The organism is Thiocapsa rosea, from assembly GCF_003634315.1.
Taxonomy (GTDB): Bacteria; Pseudomonadota; Gammaproteobacteria; order Chromatiales; family Chromatiaceae; genus Thiocapsa; species Thiocapsa rosea.
Genome location: NZ_RBXL01000001.1, coordinates 3,375,152 through 3,395,620 on the forward strand (window position 1 = coordinate 3,375,152; position 20,469 = coordinate 3,395,620).

General features: G+C 67.4%; 28 protein-coding genes and 1 tRNA gene. 10 read left to right on the top strand and 19 right to left on the bottom strand.

Annotated features, from left to right (window positions below; genetic code table 11):
* Positions 1–4: 4 nt before the first annotated feature.
* The 9 genes from lepB to BDD21_RS15220 all read right to left on the bottom strand — a co-directional run bounded on the left by lepB (position 5) and on the right by BDD21_RS15220 (position 6,305).
* The gene (lepB, locus tag BDD21_RS15185; protein WP_120797855.1) at positions 5–535 is read right to left on the bottom strand and encodes a signal peptidase I; all 531 of its coding nucleotides are present in this window, start codon (positions 533–535) and stop codon (positions 5–7) included.
* Positions 532–879 carry a hypothetical protein gene (locus tag BDD21_RS15190; RefSeq protein ID WP_120797856.1) on the bottom strand — a complete coding sequence of 116 codons (348 nt, stop codon included), beginning with the start codon at positions 877–879 and terminating at the stop codon, positions 532–534. The genes lepB and BDD21_RS15190 overlap by 4 nt, the downstream gene beginning before the upstream one ends.
* Complete coding sequence (gene traC, locus BDD21_RS15195) at positions 869–3,283, bottom strand: type IV secretion system protein TraC (RefSeq protein WP_120797857.1); 2,415 nt, start codon at positions 3,281–3,283, stop codon at positions 869–871. Before traC ends, BDD21_RS15190 begins: the two co-directional genes overlap by 11 nt.
* Positions 3,280–3,441 carry an RRXRR domain-containing protein gene (locus BDD21_RS27870; protein WP_170164771.1) on the bottom strand — a complete coding sequence of 54 codons (162 nt, stop codon included), beginning with the start codon at positions 3,439–3,441 and terminating at the stop codon, positions 3,280–3,282. The genes traC and BDD21_RS27870 overlap by 4 nt, the downstream gene beginning before the upstream one ends.
* Positions 3,438–4,361: a hypothetical protein gene (locus BDD21_RS15200; protein ID WP_120797858.1), complete on the bottom strand. Its 924-nt coding sequence runs from the start codon at positions 4,359–4,361 to the stop codon at positions 3,438–3,440. Before BDD21_RS15200 ends, BDD21_RS27870 begins: the two co-directional genes overlap by 4 nt.
* Before the next feature lie 86 nt (positions 4,362–4,447).
* Positions 4,448–4,780 (bottom strand): TraA family conjugative transfer protein, encoded by a 333-nt coding sequence (gene traA, locus BDD21_RS15205; RefSeq protein WP_120797859.1) that lies wholly within the window; start codon positions 4,778–4,780, stop codon positions 4,448–4,450.
* Positions 4,781–4,866: 86 nt separating this feature from the next.
* The gene (locus BDD21_RS15210; RefSeq protein ID WP_120797860.1) at positions 4,867–5,286 is read right to left on the bottom strand and encodes a TraV family lipoprotein; all 420 of its coding nucleotides are present in this window, start codon (positions 5,284–5,286) and stop codon (positions 4,867–4,869) included.
* A gap of 9 nt (positions 5,287–5,295) precedes the next feature.
* Complete coding sequence (locus BDD21_RS15215; RefSeq protein ID WP_120797861.1) at positions 5,296–5,541, bottom strand: conjugal transfer protein TraV; 246 nt, start codon at positions 5,539–5,541, stop codon at positions 5,296–5,298.
* Positions 5,538–6,305 carry a DsbC family protein gene (locus tag BDD21_RS15220; protein ID WP_120797862.1) on the bottom strand — a complete coding sequence of 256 codons (768 nt, stop codon included), beginning with the start codon at positions 6,303–6,305 and terminating at the stop codon, positions 5,538–5,540. Before BDD21_RS15220 ends, BDD21_RS15215 begins: the two co-directional genes overlap by 4 nt.
* Before the next feature lie 900 nt (positions 6,306–7,205).
* On the opposite strand from BDD21_RS15220, the gene BDD21_RS27875 reads away from it, so the two are divergent.
* From BDD21_RS27875 to lexA, 5 genes are all read left to right on the top strand, one after another.
* Positions 7,206–7,355 carry a hypothetical protein gene (locus tag BDD21_RS27875; RefSeq protein ID WP_170164772.1) on the top strand — a complete coding sequence of 50 codons (150 nt, stop codon included), beginning with the start codon at positions 7,206–7,208 and terminating at the stop codon, positions 7,353–7,355.
* 127 nt (positions 7,356–7,482) lie between these two features.
* Positions 7,483–7,929: a LexA family protein gene (locus BDD21_RS15225; RefSeq protein ID WP_245969629.1), complete on the top strand. Its 447-nt coding sequence runs from the start codon at positions 7,483–7,485 to the stop codon at positions 7,927–7,929.
* 26 nt (positions 7,930–7,955) lie between these two features.
* Positions 7,956–9,221, top strand: a complete 1,266-nt coding sequence (locus BDD21_RS15230) for a Y-family DNA polymerase (protein ID WP_120797863.1) — start codon at positions 7,956–7,958, stop codon at positions 9,219–9,221.
* A 49-nt stretch (positions 9,222–9,270) separates the two neighbouring features.
* Positions 9,271–9,744, top strand: coding sequence for a nucleoside 2-deoxyribosyltransferase (locus BDD21_RS15235; protein ID WP_120799953.1), 474 nt, complete (start codon positions 9,271–9,273; stop codon positions 9,742–9,744).
* A gap of 87 nt (positions 9,745–9,831) precedes the next feature.
* The gene (gene lexA, locus BDD21_RS15240) at positions 9,832–10,305 is read left to right on the top strand and encodes a transcriptional repressor LexA (RefSeq protein ID WP_120797864.1); all 474 of its coding nucleotides are present in this window, start codon (positions 9,832–9,834) and stop codon (positions 10,303–10,305) included.
* Between the two features lie 130 nt (positions 10,306–10,435).
* Here lexA and BDD21_RS28700 read toward each other — a convergent pair whose 3' ends face one another.
* The 3 genes from BDD21_RS28700 to BDD21_RS27880 form a co-directional block, all read right to left on the bottom strand.
* Positions 10,436–10,672, bottom strand: a complete 237-nt coding sequence (locus BDD21_RS28700; RefSeq protein WP_245969631.1) for an SOS response-associated peptidase family protein — start codon at positions 10,670–10,672, stop codon at positions 10,436–10,438.
* Complete coding sequence (locus tag BDD21_RS28705) at positions 10,673–10,786, bottom strand: SOS response-associated peptidase (protein ID WP_245969632.1); 114 nt, start codon at positions 10,784–10,786, stop codon at positions 10,673–10,675.
* Between the two features lie 85 nt (positions 10,787–10,871).
* Positions 10,872–11,024 (bottom strand): hypothetical protein, encoded by a 153-nt coding sequence (locus BDD21_RS27880; RefSeq protein WP_170164773.1) that lies wholly within the window; start codon positions 11,022–11,024, stop codon positions 10,872–10,874.
* Between the two features lie 212 nt (positions 11,025–11,236).
* On the opposite strand from BDD21_RS27880, the gene BDD21_RS15250 reads away from it, so the two are divergent.
* A complete protein-coding gene (locus BDD21_RS15250) occupies positions 11,237–12,010 on the top strand; it encodes a nuclease-related domain-containing protein (RefSeq protein ID WP_120797865.1) in 774 nt (257 codons plus the stop codon).
* Positions 12,011–12,098: 88 nt separating this feature from the next.
* Positions 12,099–13,169 (top strand): endonuclease, encoded by a 1,071-nt coding sequence (locus BDD21_RS15255; RefSeq protein WP_120797866.1) that lies wholly within the window; start codon positions 12,099–12,101, stop codon positions 13,167–13,169.
* A 58-nt stretch (positions 13,170–13,227) separates the two neighbouring features.
* Here BDD21_RS15255 and BDD21_RS15260 read toward each other — a convergent pair whose 3' ends face one another.
* The 6 genes from BDD21_RS15260 to BDD21_RS15285 form a co-directional block, all read right to left on the bottom strand.
* Positions 13,228–14,235, bottom strand: coding sequence for a D-cysteine desulfhydrase family protein (locus BDD21_RS15260; protein WP_120797867.1), 1,008 nt, complete (start codon positions 14,233–14,235; stop codon positions 13,228–13,230).
* 304 nt (positions 14,236–14,539) lie between these two features.
* A complete protein-coding gene (locus tag BDD21_RS15265) occupies positions 14,540–15,214 on the bottom strand; it encodes an ATP-binding protein (protein ID WP_120797868.1) in 675 nt (224 codons plus the stop codon).
* Positions 15,204–15,941: a DnaT-like ssDNA-binding domain-containing protein gene (locus BDD21_RS15270; RefSeq protein ID WP_120797869.1), complete on the bottom strand. Its 738-nt coding sequence runs from the start codon at positions 15,939–15,941 to the stop codon at positions 15,204–15,206. Before BDD21_RS15270 ends, BDD21_RS15265 begins: the two co-directional genes overlap by 11 nt.
* Positions 15,938–16,162, bottom strand: a complete 225-nt coding sequence (locus BDD21_RS15275) for a helix-turn-helix domain-containing protein (protein WP_120797870.1) — start codon at positions 16,160–16,162, stop codon at positions 15,938–15,940. Before BDD21_RS15275 ends, BDD21_RS15270 begins: the two co-directional genes overlap by 4 nt.
* 516 nt (positions 16,163–16,678) lie before the next feature.
* A complete protein-coding gene (locus tag BDD21_RS15280) occupies positions 16,679–17,080 on the bottom strand; it encodes a hypothetical protein (protein WP_147431101.1) in 402 nt (133 codons plus the stop codon).
* Positions 17,081–17,232: 152 nt separating this feature from the next.
* On the bottom strand, positions 17,233–17,697 hold the full coding sequence (locus tag BDD21_RS15285; RefSeq protein ID WP_120799954.1) for a helix-turn-helix domain-containing protein: 465 nt from the start codon (positions 17,695–17,697) through the stop codon (positions 17,233–17,235).
* A gap of 141 nt (positions 17,698–17,838) precedes the next feature.
* Between BDD21_RS15285 and BDD21_RS15290 the strand changes: the two genes are divergently transcribed.
* From BDD21_RS15290 to BDD21_RS15300, 3 genes are all read left to right on the top strand, one after another.
* Positions 17,839–18,195: a flagellar transcriptional regulator FlhD gene (locus BDD21_RS15290; RefSeq protein ID WP_120797872.1), complete on the top strand. Its 357-nt coding sequence runs from the start codon at positions 17,839–17,841 to the stop codon at positions 18,193–18,195.
* Positions 18,192–18,794 carry a FlhC family transcriptional regulator gene (locus BDD21_RS15295; RefSeq protein WP_120797873.1) on the top strand — a complete coding sequence of 201 codons (603 nt, stop codon included), beginning with the start codon at positions 18,192–18,194 and terminating at the stop codon, positions 18,792–18,794. The genes BDD21_RS15290 and BDD21_RS15295 overlap by 4 nt, the downstream gene beginning before the upstream one ends.
* 199 nt (positions 18,795–18,993) lie before the next feature.
* Entirely contained in the window at positions 18,994–20,166 is a 1,173-nt protein-coding gene (locus BDD21_RS15300; protein ID WP_120797874.1) for a tyrosine-type recombinase/integrase, read from the top strand.
* A 32-nt stretch (positions 20,167–20,198) separates the two neighbouring features.
* Here BDD21_RS15300 and BDD21_RS15305 read toward each other — a convergent pair.
* Positions 20,199–20,275 (bottom strand) — tRNA-Arg (locus BDD21_RS15305).
* Positions 20,276–20,469 lie beyond the last annotated feature (194 nt).

Consider the following 20,469-nt stretch of genomic DNA (forward strand, 5'->3'; position numbering starts at 1 on the left):
AACCTTAAAAAAGCGCATAGGCCCGCCCGATAATCTGCTGACGCGGCAGCGGTCCCCAGTAGCGCGAGTCGAAGCTGTCGCGGGTGGCACCCATGATCCACACCGCGTCGGCGGGGACCACGACCACGCGGACGAACTGCGCTGCGGGCGCGCCGAGCGTGCCGGCCAGATCCAGACCTTCGCCGACCGTTCGCCCTTCCACCCGCGTGGTCTGCGCCGTGACCGAGACCGTGTCTCCGGGCAGACCGACGACCCGCTTGACGACCTGCATCTGCATCGGGAAGAACGGCGCCATGCGCTCGCCGGCGGGAAAGGCGTAGAGGCCGTCGCGCGCGATCGCGTCGTCGTGGCGATCCACCAGAAAGACCGTGTAGGGCGGCAGGCACTTGTCGACCTGATCGTCGATCGCGATGCGATAGCGCGTCCCCAGATACAGCATCGAGGCCAGGATGAGGAGCAGCACCGGCAGGCCGTGCCGGATGGTGCGCGCGAGGCGGGCCGCGGGCGTGTCGGCGATGTGGGTGCCTGCGCTCATGGCTGCCCCCTCGACGGCACATCCCGCGGCCGCACATAGACATCCTCCGGTGCAGCGAGCACGGCCTGGGCGTCCAAGACCAGAACGCCCCCGTCGGCCAGACGCGCGGCGGTCGTCTCGAGGTCCGCAATCGCCCCGCCGATGTCCTCCGGCGCGATCCCGTCGAGGGCGGCGGCGACATCGATAATCAGCAGCGGCGGGCGGGTCGCGATGGCCTCGCGCAGCGGCCGGGCCGCGATCTCGGCACCGAGGTAACCGCCGGCGAGGGCCACAAGGGGGATCGCCGCGAGCAGCAGGATGCCGCCGGACTTCCGAACCTCGGGGACAGCGCGCTCAGGCGGCATCGGACGCCTCCGTCTCGGCCCCCGCAAGCAAGCGGTTGATCGCCTGCTCGACGCTCATCCCGCGCTCGCGCAGACGCCGGATTGCTGCGACGTCCGCGGGCTTGGTGGAGTAGAGCAGCTGCCGAAAGGGGTCGACCATCAACCGGCCGATCCCCGCGCCGCTGTCGGTCAGGGTCATGATCTCGGAGTAGGCGCCGGGGACCGTGTGCACGGTCTTGAGCATCTCCGCCCCCGCCGCGGTCATCGGCAGACGGTGGTCGGCTTTGAGCCGATCGATCGCATGGCCGGGCTGGGCGAGCAGGAGAGTGTGGGCGCTGTTCTCGGCGATCGCCCGCCCGGTGGGGTTGGCGTAGAGGTCGGCGAGGGATTGGGTGACGGTGATCGCGGCCCCGTTGTACTTGCGAAAGCGCCGGTAGCCGTGCTCGATGAAGGTCGCGACATCCCCCTGGGTGAGCAGATCCCAAGCCTCGTCGATCAGCACCAGCTTCTGGCGAGAACGCTCGCCCAGATACATCGCCTGCTGAATCTGGAAGATCAGCTGCAGCAGGATCACCTGCTGGAGGTGTTTGCGGCCTTTGAGCTCTTCGAGCTCGAGCACCACCAGGTCCGCGCTGAAGTCCATGGTGTTGCGCCCGTGGAACCAGCGGCCGTATTCCCCGCGCGAGGTGAAGGGGTAGAGCTGTACGCCGACGTCCTGCAGGCGTTCGTCCGCGCAGGCGAGCATGGCCGCGGCAATCAGATCCACGTTCATCGCCGTGCCGTGGGTGTCCCACAGCTCGCGCAGGGCACGCTTCAGCCCGGCGGTGCGGTAGTCGCCGAGCGGCTCGGTCGGGGCCGCCATCGCGGTGACCATGGCGGCGATCACGTCCGCCTCTTCCTCCCACGTGTGCAGCAGCTCGAACGGATTCAGCACGATGTCCGAATCGGCGGTGAAGGCGACGAACTGCCCGCCGAGCGATTCGCAGAGGTTGGCGTAGCTGCGCCCGACGTCGATCACCCAGCAGCGCCCCCCGACACTCAGGTTGGTCGAGAGCAGCTCGTTGGCGAGGAACGACTTGCCCGAGCCCGAGGAGGCGGCGATCACGGCGTTGTAGTTGGTCGCCGAGTCGAACAGGCTCAGATCCACGAGCTGACCGGTGCGCCCGATCAGGTTGAGCACCGGGGTGCCGGTGCCCTTCCAGTCGCCGAAGACCGGCATGAGTGCGACGGCATGGGAGGCGGAGAGGGTGCGGTAGCGAAAACTGGTGCGGATCGCCCCGCGATCCGCCCCGAACGGCAGACAGTTGAGAAGCAGCGGCAGCACGAAGAAGCGGTCGGCCAAGACCTGAAAGCCGAGCTCGCGCCAGTAGGTGCGCAGATTCGACGCCGCGCCGGCGGCCTCTTCCGGGGCGGTGAAGAGCACGATCCCCAAGTACGCCTGCAGCGGCCGGTCGCCGTGATCCAGCCGGGCGAACAAGGCATCGAAATCGCGCTTGTTGTGGGCCAGCCGCGGCATGTAGTGCGAAAGATTGCCGCTCACCTGATGGGCCGCCCATTGCGCGCGCGAGGTGAGCGTCACCCGCGTCGCCTCGGGGTCCGGGAAATACAGGTTCAGGGTGATCAGCGCGTTGTGGCGCACCCCGCGCGAGCCCGAGAAGGGATCCCCGAGGAAGCGCGCGGCCAGCCCGAAGCCGGCGCGATCGGGAAAGCGCTTGACCGAGAAGGTCTGGATGCGTTGCTCCCCGAGGGTGATCCCCTTGGCATCGACGTCGATGCCGACGTCGTAGTCCAGATATTGATCCCGGACCGGGCGCCGGGCATCGCACTCGGGTGTGATGCGGTCGCGCCACCCCGCCTGCGGCCCCCAGTTGAGCAGGGTCGTCATGATCCGCACGTGGCGATCGGCGGTGAGGCTCGTCGGGCGCATCCCGGCGGTGACCAACACCTGCAGGGCGGTCGCCTGCAGCTCGCGGGCATCGCGCAGCTCGTGCGCGCTCGGCTGCGGGGCGGCCAGCGGCAGCTTGGCGGTGACCAACACCTGCAGCTCGCGCAGCCGCAGATCCCCGGCCGGGGAGATCGGAGCGCTGCTGCCGGCGCGCAGATAAGCGGCGGTGCGGCGCGTGGATTCCCGCAACAGCGCGGTGGCGGTCTCGATGCGCAGCCCTTCCATACGCGCGACCGTCTCCTCGACATCCGGCGAGGTCCAGAGCGCGACCTGCAGCAGGGTCTCGGGCGGCCAGTCGAGATTGCCGAGTACGAGCAGGCGGTCGGCGTTGGACTGATCGGCGGCGGAGAGGGGCTCGCACAGATAGCCGAAAGCGAGCGACTGGTCGTCGAGCAGAAACAGATGGCTGTCCGGATCGTAGGCCAGGGTCGGGAAGAGCGCGTTGGCACGCGAGCCGGTGAATCGACGCAGGTTCGTCATGAAGGCTTCTCGGTCAGTTGGATGATCGGCGGCCGCGTCGAGATCCAGGTCGCGCGGCCGCGGCGGACCATCTCCCGGGCGCGGCGGCGGGCGCAGTCGCTCAAGGGCTTGCCGGAGGGCGAGCGCACCTGGACCGGGGCGGTGCGGGATCGGCTCATGGGCGTGCCCCGTGCGCAGGGTCGAACAGGCGGGTCTCCGCGAGTCGGCGCATCGGGGTGCGGTCGCTCGGTTCGGCAGGCAGGGAGCCGAGCGACACCAGGGTCGCGCCGTCGCCGGAGGAGACTTCGCGGGTGACGATCAACGCATCGTCGATCGCGGAGGCATGGAGCCGGAAGACGGCGCCGTGCGCGTCGATATCCTGCTCGGTGGCCGAGGCCGGCGTGAACACCTGTTGCGGGTGACGTCGGATGTGCGCCGCGCTCCAGGCGAGCGGGTCGACCGCCTCGGCGGTGAAAAGCGCGCCGGCGTCGGGGAGCAGGATGGCCACGCCATGCGCGGTCGTGGCGACGGCGAGGCGACCGGCACCGTCGCGTGCGTGCGCGTCTGTCGCCTGCGCGTCGTCGGACGGTTCAACGGAATAGTCCGCTTCGCTGCAGACCACCATCGGCCCGGATCCCGCGGAGGATTCGAGGCCGGACTCGCCGTTCGCCGCACAACGGGTGACGACAAGCGTCTGCGAGCGTGCGTGGGCGCCGGATGCGCGGGATCGCGCCAATCGGTAGGCGACGACGAAGAGACCGTCCGCGCCGTCCGCGGCGACGGCGATGGCGCGATCGAGCACCGCGATGTCCGGATCCGTCGGATAGAGGAGATCGGCGGTACGGGTGAGCCAGGCGTTGTGGTTGGCGAGCGCGCCGTCGATGACCTGCCGCGCGCTCGCGCAGGTCGGCGGAGCGAGCACGGGGGTGCGCCGACAGACGTGGACCTCGCCCGAACGCGGATAGACGATCAGATCGCCGACGCCGGGCAACACGCCGATCAGGGATTCGGGAAGCCGCGGAGCGTCGTCGGCGTGCGCGACCGAAACCGCCATGACGAGGGCGGCGCCGGCGATGACGCGCCACTGGAATCCGACCATGAAGACCTCGCGTGGGAAAGGGGTCCCTTGGTCGGGACCCGGAAATGGACCCGATGGTCGGGGTCCGGGCGATCGGAAGGCTCCGATCAGAGGACGGGCAGGGTGGCGGTGACGACGCCGTCGACGATCGCCGGGGCCAGGAACATGCCCACGCCGGCGGCGATACCCAGGACGAAGCCCATGATCGACTGGCGCGCGGCACCGGCGATGACGCCGATGATGATGAAGATCACGGCCACGACACGGCCCAGAAAGCCGGTCATCCAGCCGGTGAGCAGGGTGTAGAGGGCCGAGAACTCGGTACCGGTGGTGCCGGCCGTGGCGGTCGCGGAGATCGCCATGACAACCAGTGTCGCGGCGATACCCGCGAACAGGAGGGTCCGGCGGTCGCGGCCGGACAGCGGGGGCGGGGACAACATGAGCATCTTCTCCGAAAGGTTGAGGACCGCGCGTCGCGCGCGGGTTCGAGTGGGCCGATCGCCCGGCCTGCGCCGGACCACGGTGTTCAGGCGCCTCGCTTCTGCTCCCGCGGCAGATGTACCGGTGCGTGTGCCGGATCCGTCCCTACAGCATCCGGGGGCATGACCGGCTGACCGCTCGGCGCGGCCGATCGCGGCTGCACCTGCAGCGGCCGCAGCACGGTCAAACGCCCATGCGGTGCGCCGTCGTAGTGCCAGTGCTCGCGCAGCACCTCGATGTACACCGTGGAGGGCGGATACAGATCGCCGGTCGCATCCTCCCAAGGGGCGATCCAGGCCTGCATCGCCGAGGCGGCGGCGCGTTTGGGTTGATACTCGGCGGGGCGTTGGTCTTGGGCCGGCACCGGTTCCGGGACGGGTGCTCGGGTGGCACAGCCGCCCAGGGCGGCGAGCGCCGAGAGCACGAGCGCCGAGCGTATGCGCGGTTGGGTGATACGTGAGGTCATGGCGGTCTCCTAATCCCGCAGGCGCGAAGTCCAAGCCCAACCGGACCCGGCGGCGAACCCGCTGTCGGTCTCCATCGGGAGCGGGCGCGCGACGGACGCGGGCGGCGGTCCGACACCGTCGCTGAGGCTGTAGACGGCACTCGGCGGCAGACAGAGCGGTTTGCCCGGATAGCCGGGACAGGCGTATTCGGGGTTACCGGTGGCGCAACCCCCGAGCAGGGCTGCGCACAGCAGAAGGGGCGTGGCGTGGATCATTCCGCGGACTCCTCGCCGGCGGCGAGCCAGGCCACGAGGTCGTCGGGGCGACCTTGACGCAGACGCCCGTCCGGCGCGATCAGGAAGGGCGTGCCGCGAATCCCGAGGATTTGAGCCGCGATCAGGGTGCGTTGCGCAACGGCCTCGCCGCATCCCGCCGCGGGCTCCGGGAGGTCCGCCGTCAGTCCGTCGAGCAGCGCCTCGCGCGCCCGCTCGGGAGCGGTTCCGGACAGGCACGCCAGCGCGAGCACGGCGCGCTGCGAGGACTCGCCCAGGACCGGAATCGGGACCAGGCGGAAGCGATAGGTCGCGCGCAACGGCGCCAGATCGTCGTAGAGTGCGGTGCAATGGGGGCAGAAGGGATCGACGAAGATCACCACTTCGGGGCCTTCGCCGACGTCGATCGCCCCCAGATCGGCCACGTCGAGCTTCAGTCGCGCCAGATCGATGCGCCCGGCGAGGTGTTGGGTCTGATCGAACGCGGTGAGCTTGGCCCCGTGCCAGAGATCCACGGCACTGCCGCGCAGCACGTAGCGCCCGTTCTCCGAGAAAAACAGCAGCTCCCCGTCGGTGGTCTCCACCGCCTGCAGTCCGCCGGACGGCAGCTGCGCCATGCGGGCGATCGACGCGCTCGGCAACGGTTCGGCCAGGCCGGGGTTCACGAGGGACGCCGCCGCCAACCCGAGGGCGGCCAGCGAGGCGCCGAGGTGTCGGGCCGTGCGCCACGGCGTCTCGTCGAGGGGTGATGGAACGTTCTGTCGCATGCCGCTGCCCGGTCGGTGAAGGTGCGGACAGAGTGCCGGCCGACGGGCGTGACGGCGACGGCGCTAAGCGCTCGAAAACGCGGCTTTACTCGCAGGTGACCAAGCGTCCAACCCTGCGGCGCCTCGCTCAGCTCATCCTGGCGCCGGGAGGTCCGCGGACGCTTTGCTCACAATCGCTGTGGTCGGTCGTGTGGATAACCTGTGCGGAACGCGGTTAACCGCGGAACAGGGCAGGGCGGAACGTCGTCCGGTCGAAGAATGCCCGGGTCCGGACGGTCCCGGCGAGATCGTGTGCGCGGTGGACCCGCGGAGGGTGGCGTGTTCGTTGTGCAGGTGGCGGATGCCGACCGGCCGAGTCGGGGCCTTGTCCGCCCGCCGAAGCGTCTGCAGACGCTGGATGACGGTGGCGTCTCGACGCTTACGGTTGTCGGTCCAGTCGGCGACGAACTCGCCGACCCGGGCCTTGGCCTGTGCCTCGACCCTGCCCTGCGATGCCCTACGTGGCGGTCCGGGTCAGGACCCGTACGCCGGGTCCCCGGCGGGCGGAATCGGGCGCACCGGATCGGGTCTGCGTTTCGATTTGTCATTCGACACGCGGGGGTCACGCGCGACGACGTCGATTCACTGACGGTTCAATGACGGTTCATATGACGGTTCGGGGGGCATGACGCCCCTACTTCCCGAGGCGTGACGCCCCTAGTCCGCGGGCATGACACCCCTAGTCCGGAGGCATGGTGCCCCTACCTCCAAGGGTATGACACCCCTACTTTCGGCGGCGTGACGCCCCTGGTCGGGAGGGCATGACGCCTCTACCTCCGGGGACGTCACGTCCCTGGTCGGGGACAGGACGCCTTTACCTCCGGAGGCGTGTCGCCCCCTGTTTCGGGATCCGACACAGGTTTGCCGAACCTCGCCGCGACCTTTCCGGATATCCCGATCCATTGCTTTGCGCTATTGCGCACCGTCAGCCAGGGCGAGATCGCGTCTATCCTGGACCCCGTCGCGGGTCGGATCACCTATCGTGCAGGTCACCTGCATCGCGACCCTTGAAGCCCGGCCGTCCCGGCTTGATCCGATCACCCCCGCATGCGCTATCATGACTGTATTTTTATACAGCTACGGTCATCCCTCATGCCTCGATCCGATTTTGTCGCCGGTGCCGTAAGCCCAGCGCGGTTTGATTCGGTGCGCCCGGCACGCCGATGATCATGCCTGCACGCTCGCTCCGCTCCCCTGCCCGCTCCCGCTCCCGCTCTTCGGTGCGCGCATCCCGGCCGGCTTCCCCTCGCCGGCCGACGACGATCTGGAAGGCACCATCGATCTGAACGAGCAGTTGATCCGGCATCCGGCGGCGACCTTCTTCCTGCGGGTGCAGGGGGATTCCATGACCGGTGCGGGGATCCGCGACGGCGATCTGCTGGTGGTGGATCGCGCGCGCGAGGCCAAGTCCGGGTCGATCGTGGTGGCCGCTGTCGACGGTGAGCTGACCTTGAAGCGCCTGAAGATCGAGGGTGAACGGGTCTGGCTGGTGCCCGAGCATCCGGACTTCGCACCCTTGGAGATTCAGGGCGAGATGGGGCTGGTGGTCTGGGGCGTGGTCGCCCACGTGGTGCATTCGTTTTGAGCTCGGCTCCAGCAGCAACCCCCGCCATGTTCGCCCTGGTCGACTGCAACAACTTCTATGCCTCCTGCGAGCGGCTCTTCCGGCCCAGCCTGGAGGGCCGCCCGGTGGTGGTGCTCTCCAACAACGACGGCTGTGTGGTGGCGCGCAGCAACGAGGCGAAGGCGCTCGGCATCCCGATGGGGGCGCCCTACTTCAGGTACGCCGCGGTCTTGCGCCGGGCCGATGCCGCCGTCTTCTCCTCGAACTACGCGCTCTACGGGGATCTGTCGCGGCGGGTGATGCAGGTCCTGGCGGGGTTCTCCCCGCGCATCGAGGTCTATTCGATCGACGAGTGCTTTCTGGACCTGACCGGGGTCCGGGATCCGACCGCCCTGGGTCTGGAGATCGCCCGCACCGTGCGGCGCTGGACCGGCATCCCGGTGGCGGTCGGGATCGCCCCGACCAAGACGCTCGCCAAGCTCGCCAATCGGCTGGCCAAGAAGGGCTATGGGCCGACCGGTCCGGTGCTCGACTGGTCTGAACTGCAGGATCAAGACGCCGTGCTGGGGGCGGTTCCGGTGGAAGACCTCTGGGGCATCGCCGCACGCTCGGGGGCACGTCTACGCGCGCTCGGCATCGCGGATGCTCTGGCGTTGCGCGAGGCGCATCCGCAGCGATTGCGCGCGTCCTTCGGGGTGGTGGTCGAGCGCATCGCCCGGGAGCTGCGCGGGCAAGCCTGTCTGGCGCTGGAGGAGGTGGCGCCGCCGCGGCGTCAGGTCATGGTCTCGCGCAGCTTCGGTGCCGCGGTGAGCGCGCCGGCGGAGCTGCGGGCGGCGGTCACGGCCTTCGCGAGCCGTGCCGGGGAGAAGCTGCGGTCGCAGGGGCTCGCCGCCCCGGCGCTGACGGTGTTCGTGCAGACCAACCCCTTCGATACGGGCCGGGCGTTCTACGCGAACGCCGTGACCCTGGGTTTCCCGGTGCCGACGCAGGACAGCACGGCGCTGGTGCGGGCCGCGACCCGAGGGGTCGATCGGCTGTTCCGGGCCGGCGATGCCTACCGCAAAGCCGGGGTGCTGTTGCCGGATGTGGTCCCGGCGGAGCAGGCGCCGGCGGACCTGTTCGCCGAGGTCGGAGAGGACGATCGTGCACGGCGGCGCATGGCGGTGCTGGATGCGGTCAATCGCAAGTACGGGCGCGAGACCCTGCGGTTTGCGGGTCAACTGTCCGGGTCCGGCTGGCGGCGACGCTCGGAGCGCGGTTCCGGGGTCTCGACGACACGCTGGGCGGGGTTGGCGACGGTTCGCGCAGGGTGAGCCCGGCGCGGCGTGCGAGGACGAATACACCGGAAGTCGAGGGATGATCATGCGCGTCATTTACCTGGCAGGACCGCTCTTCACCGAAGCCGAACGCGACTGGCACCGCAAGACCAAAGGTCTCCTGCTGGAGCAGGCGTCGCAACGGGGCGAGCCCATCGAGATCGTTTGGCCCTACGAGCTGATCACGCCCGAGGAGATCGCTGCCTTGGGGGTCGGGTCACGCGCGGAGATCTTCCGGCGCTGCAAGACCGAACTCGACCGTGCCGATGTGCTGATCGCCCTGCTCGACGGCACCCAGGTCGACGACGGGACCGCGTGGGAGATCGGGTATTTCTTCGCGACCAAGGCGGCGGAGGCGACAATCATCGGGATCCGCACCGACTTTCGGCGCGCCGGTGAATCCGAGCATGCGATCGTCAATGCCATGGTCGAGATCGCGTGCGACGTTATCGTGAACACGCAAGCCGCATTGCCGGGTGCCGTGTTCGGACGCTGCGGCGTTCCGACTTTAAGTGGATAATGACACGATTTGTCGCGTATTGTGCGCGCATCATCGCTGATTTATGGCTAAACTCGTGAAACAAACCATCACCGCCAGGAGATCGCGATGGACCACATGATGCAACCGATTCGTAGACAGTTGCGCCCCACCTGGTATCCCGAGGTGGAGCCGTTCGATCCTGACGAGGAGCCTGCCGTCGAACTGCCGCTGCTCGGTCTGGTCAGCGCCGGTCAGCCGGTCGTCGCGGTCGAGGAGCGCGAGACCCTGATGGTCCCGGCCCGTCTGGTGAAGCGTCATGCCGCGGATCGCAGCTTCGCCCTGTACGTGCGCGGTGATTCCATGACCGACGACGGGATCGACACGGGCGATTTAGTGGTCGTGGAGCAACGCCCGACGGCGGAGAACGGCGAGACGGTGGTGGCCCGGATCGACGGCTACGGGGTCACGCTCAAGCGCTTCTACCGGGAGCCCGAGGGGATCCGGCTGCAACCGGCGAACGACGCCATGGACCCCTTGGTGTTCGAGGAGGGCGAGGTGGAGATCCTCGGGGTGGTGTCGGGGGTGGTGCGGGCGGGGTGAGGGTGGTCGTCGCGGCGTTGGCGCAAGCCGTGCGTCCGGACAGGGGCCGAGCAGGTCACTCAGCGCATCCGGCTCGGTCGCCGGATCGAGCCAGCGGGCCACGGCCTCTGGAGCGTCGGAGACATGGATGTCAAAGGAGTTGCTTGCCGTCCGGGCGCTTGGCCCATTCGTAGAAGCCGTCGGCCGGGGCGATGCAGCGACGCTTGCGGTAGGCCGTGCGGGATGACGGCTTCTCGGCCAGGGTCTCGGCACGGGCGTTGATCAGGCGGTTGGCGATCGTCTCGTCTTTCGCCCAGCTCGGGAGCAGACCCCAGCGCAGCGTCTGCACGACCCGCTCCCCGCTCGGGCGTTGGCGGATGACCGGCAATCATTGCATCGGGGCGGCGGTGTAGCGCGGGCCGACGTCGGCGATGTCGCGGATCGCGCCGAAGAGTTCGGCGATGGCCTCGGGCGAAGTGAATTGGGCGTAGCGTCCGCACACGGATGTCTCTCCCTCCGGGTCGGTCTTCGGTTGCCTGCACGCCGACGGGACGACGCATCGATCCTCGTGAAGGCCGCATGCCGGGTCACTCCTGATCCGCGATCGACGGCTGTCCTTTCAGCATCGCGTAACGACCACAGGCGTCGGCCTTGCGTCGCCGTTGCTCGGCGGTGTTTTCCCCGAGCACCGCGACGCGCGCGAGCGAGCAGGCCGCAAAGGCGGCGGAAAGCGGATCCATCGGCTTCTCCGTGTTGGACGGCCGGGGTGCAGTCGATGCACCTCGCGTTCGGTCAGTTTACCAACCTCACCGGTTCGTCGAGGTCGGAGTCGTCGGCATCTCGCGACTGCCCCTCCTGCCGAGTCTGTCCCCAAGCTCGCATGACGGCCGGGAATGGCTTACACTTTCCGCGCTGTTGAAACCGCAAGCCCCCACCAGGAAACCCACCGGTCATGGATCCGACGCTCGTCCTCGCGCCACTCGTGAACGCCCTCTGGTGGCTGATCCCGCTGGCGCTCCTCGGCGCCCTGCTCAAGTCGCCGCGGGTGAAAGGCATCGTGGGCGAGCATCTCGTGCGGTTGGCACTCGGGCTTCGCCTGGATCGCGCGACCTATCGAGCCGTCCACGATCTCACCCTGCCGACCCCCGACGGCACCACTCAGATCGATCATGTCGTCGTCTCGCGCTACGGCGTCTTCGTGATCGAGACCAAGAACATGAAGGGCTGGATCTTCGGCGGCGAGCGTCAGGCGCAGTGGACGCAGAAGATCTACCAACACACGAGCCGGTTTCAGAATCCCTTGCTCCAGAACTACAAGCATGTGAAAGCCCTACAAGCGCTGCTCGACGTGCCGCCAGAAACCATCCACTCCGTCGTGAGTTTCGTCGGGGACAGTACCTTCAAGACACCGATGCCGGAGAACGTGACGCAAGGCGCCCGCTTCATCGGCTACATCCGGTCTTTCCGCGATCCGGTGTTCTCCGAGGCGGCGGTCGAGGCCATCCTGCGCCGCATCGCAGGCGGCCGGTTGAAGCCGGGCTTGGCCACCCATCGGGCACATGTGCGCAGCCTCGAGACGCGATCGGATCCGCTGGCGGAGCGTCGCTGTCCGAAGTGCGGCAGCGCGCTCGTCCTGCGCACCGTGAAGAAGGGGCCGAGGGCCGGGGATCAGTTCTGGGGATGTTCGACCTATCCGAGGTGCCGAGTGATGCAGCCGCTCGGGTGAAAGGGGTCGCGGGCTGGTCGGGTGTGCCTGTCATCGGCGCGCTCTGCTAGAGTGCCCGGCCGCCGTGTTGTAACGAAGATCCGCCCCGATGCCCCGCCGCCCGTCTCCGAAACGCCCTTCACCGCGCCAATCTCCACGGTTCTCGGGTCTCGTCCGTCTCGTTCCGGTCCTTCATGGCAGTCTGACCGGACTGCGCAACCTCGGTATCGGGTTGGCCCTCATCGGCTCGGTCTCGTTCCTGCCCGAGTCGCTGGTCCAGAACTGGCCCGAGCATGGCCAGCGTGCGATCCAGATCACGCGCGATATCCGAACCCTGCTCTTGGATGTCGTGCGTGATACGGCCGCCGGCGTTGGCTCTTGGCTGGCCGACCTGGACGGGGTGGACATCCCGGAGCTTGTTCGCGTCGTGGCCGAGCAAGTGCCGGGATGGTTGCCTCGGGATCTCTGGCCGTTCGAGCTGCCCGGTGCATCGAATACCGATCAGACGGGAATTGCGCTGAACTTCAGTGCGGCGAGAACAGCGCTCTACGACACCATCTACAGCGGCCATCGGGTCACCTTCTACTGCGGCTGCCGATACGACCGCAATGGTCGAACCGATCTCGAGGGATGCGGGCTCGGCACGTTGAAGGGCAGCATCCGCGCGCAACGGGTCGAGGCCGAGCACGTCTTCCCGGCATCTCAGTTCGGCAATTTCCGACGGTGTTGGCGGGAGCCTGCTGCCTTTGCCAAGTGCCGGAACGACGGCGGGAACACCCTGTCAGGGCGCGCCTGCTGCGAGCGTGTCGACCCGACGTTCGTCACGGCCCACAACGATCTGCACAACCTCGTCCCGGCGGTCGGCGCGATCAACGCGGCGCGCTCCAATTTCAACTGGAGCGAGCTGCGCTCCGGGCAGCGTCTGGGCGACTGTGCGATCGGCTTCGATCCGGTCCTGCGCCGGGTTCAACCCCCCGACGCGGTGCGTGGCGAGATTGCCCGGACGATGTTCTACATGCGCGATACCTATGGCTTTCGCCTGAGTCGGCAGGACGAAAAGCTCTATGCGGTCTGGAACAACGCCGATCCGCCCGATGCGTGGGAGATCGAGCGCAACCGGCGGATCAGGCGTGTTCAGGGCAAGGGAAACCGGTATGTGGAGGACTATCGGACGTTGTGACGGGTGTGATGAATCGTCTGGTTCGAGCACTCTGTCACCGATGAACGGAAGGGTGCTCTCAACCCACCCCCGACGCATGCCCGGTGGGCATCTCGTTCAGCGCATTGCGGTACGGCTCGGCAAACAACGCCGGCTGTCCGCCGGTGTGCCAGAACAGGATGCGTGCATCGCTCGGGAAGTAGCCTCGGCTGATCAGATCCAGCAGACCGCCGGCGGCACGCCCGGTGTAGACCGGATCCAGCAGGATGCCCTCGGTCCGGGCGAAGAGCCGGATCGCCTCGCGCTCGAGGTCGGTCATCACGCCGTAGCCGGGTCCGCAGTAGCGGTCGTCGACGTGCACGTCCGCGGCCTCGAAGGCGATGCGTGCGCCCAGCGCCGCGCTTGCATCGCTCGCCAGGGCGGCGACCTGTGACGTCAGCGCGGATGCCGGCTCGTCGATGCTGATCCCGAGCAGTGTCCCGCGGTAGCCGAAGACGCGCTGCCCCAGCACCAGTCCGGCCTGGGTGCCGCCGCTGGAGGTGGCGAAGACCATCCAGTCGACCTCGACCCCCTGCGCGAGGACCTCCTGCATCGCAAAGGCATAGCCCAGCGCTCCGGTCGGGCTGCTGCCGCCGTATGGAACCATGTAAGGGGCTTGGCCCTGAGCAGCGGCCGTCTCGACGGTCTCGGCGAGGAGACGATCGCGGTCGCGGCGTTCGGGTGTCGCGACGATTCGCGCACCCAGCAGGTGATCGAGAAGCAGATTCCCGGTTGCTTCGGCGGGACGCTCGCCGGTCAACACCAGGATGCAGTCCATCCCGCAGCGGGCCGCCACCGCGGCGGTCTGGCGACAGTGGTTGGATTGCCAGGCGCCGGTCGTGACGAGGGTCCGGGCACCCTGCGCCTGCGCTTCGGCCACCAGGAACTCCAGCTTGCGGGTCTTGTTGCCGCCGAGCGCGAGGCCGGTCTGGTCGTCTCGCTTGATGAAGAGCCGAGGACCGCCGAGCAGGTCCGACAGCCGCGGCAGCGGCTCGATGGGCGTGGGCAGGTGGGCCAGGCTCAGGCGGGGGATGGTTGGGGCTGTCATCGGGGGATTCTCCGCAGATCGGGATCGCTATCCGATCCATGATGCAATGGATCGCGAGCGAAGCTCCAGGGGCCGCATCGGTTCTGGCGTTTCTTGTCCCGTTGCATCGGCGTGCCCATTCCGTGCGGCCGCTCACCCCCTGTCGGGGACCGGTCCGGCCTGCGAGGTACCCATGTCGTCCGTTCGGGGTTCGCCGCGTCCCTTTCGCTCCTGCGTGCGCTCCCTACCTCCTTGGTCCGACGAGAAGAAGGGCTGCGCCGGCCGAGGAGCCGGACGTGCCGACTGCGCCCGCCGGCGGATCACATCAAACGTCACCCCCGCTGCGCCGATAACTCGGCCAGGTAAAGGACACCAGGGCGGAGTCGCCTTCGCAGAGCCGGTCCATGATCCGCTCGCCGAGGTAGCGCTCCATCTCCTCGTCGGTCAGATTGCCGATCAGGATCGTGGCACGCAGGTTCGCATAACGCGTGTCGAGCACGTCGAACAGCATCGCGCGGCGTTTGTCGTCGCTGCCGATCGTCAGTCCGACCTCGTCGAGCACCAGCAGGTCGGGGTCGGTCAGCATGGCCAGCGCTTCGCTCTCCGAGCACGCCGCCCGCGTCGCATAGGTGTCGCGCACCGTGCGCAGCGCGGCCGGGACGGACATGAACAGCCCCGTGTGGCCGGCCCGGATCACATTCGCGAGGATGGCGCAGGCGAGATGGGTCTTGCCGGTGCCGGGACCGCCGAGCAGGAGCAGGCTGTCGCCGTGACGGGCGCCGCCCGCAAAGCGCGCCGCGTAGCTGCGACAGACCCTCAAGGCCTGCTGTTGCTCCGGCGTCGTGGCCCGATAGCTCTCGAAGGTTTTCGCGCGAAAGCGCGGGGGGATTCCGCAGCGTCCGACGGCCGATTCGAGCCGCCGCTGCGCCTCGTCCCGGCGTGCGGCCAGGAGTTGTCGGATCTCGCGGCGTCCGTGCTCCGCCAGCTCCTCAAGCGACATCAGCCGGCAGCAGCCAGGGGATGCGATCGAGCGGTGTCGCGCCGCGGGCGTAGTCTTTGTCGGCGAGTCGTCCGGTCGGCTCATGCGGTGGCCTCTGCGTCGTGCGGGCCTGCAGGGTCTGCAGGCGCTGGATAAAGGTGGCGTCCCAACTCGTGCGGTGCGACCCGGTGTCGGACCAATAGGCGACGAACTCCTCGACCTGGTCCTGGACCCAGTCGCGTGCGATACCCTGCTTGGCGGCCCAACTCAGGACCCGCGCACCGGGACCCCAGTCGGGCGGAATCGGGCGCGCCGGATCGGGTCTGCGTTTCGGGGTCTGTTGCCCCCGGTGCAGGGGCGTGACGCCCCCGCTTCGGGGATTCGGCCCCGTCGGGTCGAGCGGATCCAAGACGATCGCAGGTCCGTCGTCGAGGGGCATGGGTTCACTCCCCCACGCCGTCTCCCCATCGCGGGTCGGCACCTGCGCGGGGGATGTGCCGACCGCAAGGCTATAGAGTGTGCGCTGCGGCCGGCTGCGCGCGCGGTGGATCAGACCGCGCGCCTCGAGTGCCGCCAGACAACGCGTGACGGTGCGCCGATCGACCTCGGCACGCGCGGCCAGGCGCGACAACGACGGCCAGCAGCCACCCGCCTCGTCGGCATGCTCGGCCAACGCCAGCAGGACCAAGCGCTGTGCCGGCGTTAGTCCACGGCAGTCCCAAGCCCAATCGCGTGCCGCTCGGCTCATGTCGGGCGCCCCTGCTCGGGGCGGCGTTGCAGCAGATCCACCACATCGACATCCAGAGCGCGGGCGATGCGGCGCAGGCTGGCGAGGGTCGGGTTGGCGTCGCCGGTCTCGATGCGGCAGATCCAGGCTTGCGAGGCCCCGGCGCGCTTGGCCACCTCGGCTTGGGTCCGACCGGATCGCCTGCGCAGGTGACGGAGGTTTCCTCCGATGGTGCTCTTCATTCCGGGCTCCGAATCGCTGTCTGTGATATCCGTGCCGGCAGGCCGGGCAGATCGTGACGCTGCCGCCGCCGACATGGAACGCGCTAGAAATCGCCCCGCCGGCAGTGTGGCCGAAGCCTAAGCCGGTGCGGAAAGCGTCCTCGAACGCTGAACAGATGATAGGCCGATTGCGTGCGCGGCGAAGCAGCTCAAGATGACGCTTTTCGACGCCTTTCGCGTGTTTTGGGGTCTTTATCGGCTATCGGGAGCGACGTGGACCAGCGAGCCCGGCCGGGGCGGCCCGGCACCCGAACAGTAGGAGACGAACAGGGGAGGATGACGGCTGGCCCGGGCTTGTGGCACTTTCCGCCGGTCCATGCGGTGGATGGACGGACGGCCCGATCGCCCGCGCAATCGCTGGAAGGTGTGCTCTGCCGATGGCGCGCGAGGCTCTGCGGTACCGTCGCGACCGGGCCGCATCGGCAATCGTCGCCCGACAGAGAAGCGGCCGCTCGCTTATGAGCAGCCGTCGTCGGATCAGGATGATTCGAGCATCGTCGCGATCGTAAAACTGATCAGACTCAAGACCAGCATGACAAACCCGATGGTCAAAATGATGTTGTCGGGCATGTCCGACAGGAACTCCACCAGGTACAGCGGGGCGATGGCGGCGAACATCAGCAGAGTGCCGAGCACCCGCAGCAGGCTACGTTGCTGTCGGTGGCAGCGCTGAACCGCCGACGGTGCAGCCGCCATCGCGGGAAAATCGATCCGATGATCCGGATGCGCGGGTTCGAACGCATTGTCGTTCTTCAGATTGATGCCGCCGAAATCGATGCTCACCGCCGGCATCGCCACCTCCGACGGCCTCGGCTTGGGCACGCTGTCGCCCATAATCCCGCGAATTGTCGAACGGATTTCATCACTCTTGTCGACCATCGAAAAAACCTCCGCTGTCCCGTGATCCGAAATATGCACTTGATATCAAACACATCGGATCGTCGCCCACGGCATCGACCGAGTCAACGCAAAAAAGCGTCGTGCAACCGTCACTCCGGGGCGGATTCGCTGAACCGTGCACTCGGTCACGTTCAGCTCGCCAGCCTGACGAGCTCCAACACCGGCGCCTTGCGGACATCCTCGCTGCTGCGATAGAGGCTGTAGAGCGCCGCGACCAGCTTGGCCTTCTTCGTCGGCGTCAACGTGGCGCCGATCTCGTCGAGTCCGGCTTCCACGGACTCAAGCAGGGTTTCCAGCAAAGTCACGTCGACCGGGCCCCGGACCATCGCGTCCGTGCCGTCCTCGGCGTGGCCCTGTCCGGTTGCCAGCCAGAGCAGGGACACACCGGCTACGCGGGCGATATCGACCAGCTTGTCCGCCCCGGGTACGCTCGCGCCCGCGAGGTACTTGCGGAAGATGCTCTCGGAGATACCGCACTTTTGCGCGAACGCATTCGTGGACAGCACGCCCTTGGCGCGTGCCAGACGCGCCGCGAATCCGGCAGCATCCCAGAAGACTTCGTGAAATAAATCATAATCTTGATTGTCAGTCGTCATGGCCATACCACCCGAGTCGAGCGCTCAGAATTCGCTTTATAGCGCTTTTAATGTCGCTTATTATGCTTTTTTGTTTGACAGTATCGCTTTATCCGCACGATTATAACACCATCAACATGTCTTTCTGCCGTGAGAACGAAGATGACGGACACACCCTCGGCCCCCGACGGGGAACCCTCTCGGACAAGCCCTGCGCCCTGCCTCGATCACGAGGTCGATACCCTGAATCTGATGTGGCTGCTCGGCGCCCGCGAACTCGCCCGTTCGGACGCCGAAAAGGCCCTCTTGGTCTATGGTCTCGACCGGGAGTTGCTGGACATCCTGCGTCACGCCTCTCTCGCGATGCTGCGCGAGCTGGCCGCTTCGGGCGTGCTGTTGTTTCGACCGCGCTTTCGTTTGCGCTGGCTGCAGGAACGTCTTCGGACGACCGGGCTGTCCGCACTCGGGCCGGGGCTGCAGGTGATTCTGCTCTCCGCCGAGGAGGTCGCCCGACCGTGAGACTTCAGCATCACGCCAGAACACAGCTGGCGATTACCCTGATCACACGGGGCATGCGCACCTCGCTCGTCGGACGGATCAGCGGTCTACGGCCGGCGTTGCTGCGCGAACTGCACCACGAGATCCACGGCTGCAAGCCTTTGCCCGGTCAGTTGCCGAGCACCGGCAGTCTCCTCGGCACGGCGCGTCGGCAGGCCACCGCGTCGGTGTTCGCGGGCTTATATCGCGCCTTCGGCGGTGCGGCGGTTCAGCGGAGCATCGACATCGAGGCGCTGCTCACGGGGCATCGCCTCTATCTGGAGCAGATGACGCGGCTGGCGGCATCCGACACGCTCGGTGCACCCCTCGACATCAATCATGGCTGGGTGATCGCCCGCGACCTGACCACGGGGCTCGTGCTCTTCCGCACCTGCGAGCACTGTGCGATCCCGTACGTGCAAGGTGCGTTCTCACGTCGGGCCGTGGATTGTCCTATCTGTGCGTTGAAGGTGTCTCGGCCGTCGCGCGAGGGCGAGGACGACGCAAGGCCGAAGCGCATCACTTCCTCGAGTGCCGAGCAAGGCACTCCGAATCCGGATACGAGGCACGCAAGCGAATGAAGCGCCTCTACCACCGCCCGGAAGCCGCCGAGTACCTCGGGATGTCGGCTACGTCGTTCGACGCCGTCGCCGCACCGTTCCTGCCCCACATCCTGATCGGGCGCACGGGCAAGCGATATGACCGCGCGGATCTGGACGCGTGGGCCGATTCCCAGACTAAAATCTATCCTGCGGGCGTCTCGCAAGGAGGTAGACAGGCATGCGAGACACGAAACACGCGCCGGGGCTCAAGCTCCGGGGCGACATCTGGCACATCAACAAGATCGTCACGCTCGGAGGGGAGAGCGTCAGACTTCGCGAGTCAACTGGATGCCGCTCGGCAAAAGAGGCCGGCGTCGTCCTGAATCGGCGCGTTGCGGAGGTTCGGGCGCAGTTGCTTGCCGGGCCCGTCGTCGTCGCGCCGCCCGAGCACACATGGAGCGAGGCAGCGGCCGAGTACATCGCCGATCTGGAGCGGCGAGGTAAGGACAGCACACGCGCACTGCAGGACGTGCGGATGTTGTTGCCGGGAATCGGCGATCTTGCCTTGTCGCATGTGCATCAGCGAACGCTGCAAGGCTGGATCGATGCGCAGCGGGGGACGAGGTCGAGCGGAACCGTCGACCGGGCGTTGCGTACCGTCTCGACGGTGCTGAACTTCGCCGCGCGCGTGTTGCGGGACGGCAATACCCCGTGGCTTACGCTGGCCCCGCCGAGACTGCGGGCGCCGGATTGGGGGGAGCGCCAGCCGCGGCCGATCACTTGGGCCGAGCAGGACGCATTGATCGAGGCCCTACGGTCGCACCTCGTCGGGCCTGTCCTGTTTGCGCTGGCGACGGGGGCGCGTCAAGCGGAGATCACGACGCTGAGATGGAATCAGCACCGCGCACAGCAGGGGATGCCGACCGGGTCGGTGTGGTGGATTCCGCCCGAAGTGCGCAAGTCCAGCAGCCGCAAGAGCGCCAGCCAGCAAGACGGGCGGTTCCTGATCTGCAATCGGGCCGCGCGGTCCGTGATCGAGCGGCAGCGCGGGAAGGATACCGAATGGGTGTTTCCGAGCACCGAGACCGACAAAGACGGCAAGACCAGAGGGCTTTACCGGATCAACAACCACGGCTGGCGAACGGCATGCAAGGCCGCCGGACTGAGTATCCGGGTGCATGATCTTCGCCACACGTTCGGGGCGCGGGCGGCGGACGCGGGGATTCCGCTCGACATCCGCAGATCGTTGCTCGGACACGAGCATCGCGACATCACGTTGCACTACAGCTCGCCGGGTTTGGCGAGGTTGCTCGAGGAGGCCGAGCGGGTGGTTCGTCCCGGCTCCGAGCTGCGGGTGATCCGGGAAGTCTTCGAGGTCCAAAATGGCACAAAAACAGGTACAACAAACTAGACTAAAACGAATGGACTTGTAACGCGTTGATTTGGCGCGCCCGACAGGATTCGAACCTGTGACCCCAGCCTTCGGAGGGCTGTACTCTATCCATCTGAGCTACGGGCGCATTGACGACTTTTGACTTCTAGCCTCGTGCCTGTCCGGAGCAGTGATTCCTAGCTTCGGAGGGCTGTACTCTATCCATCTGAGCTACGGGCGCTTTGAGGGGTTTCGCTGTCCGGACTGCTGCGATTCGAGGCGAGATCGGGGTCTGGTTCGGCGAAGGCCCTGAAGGATACTGCGATCCGCCGCGGTCGTCCA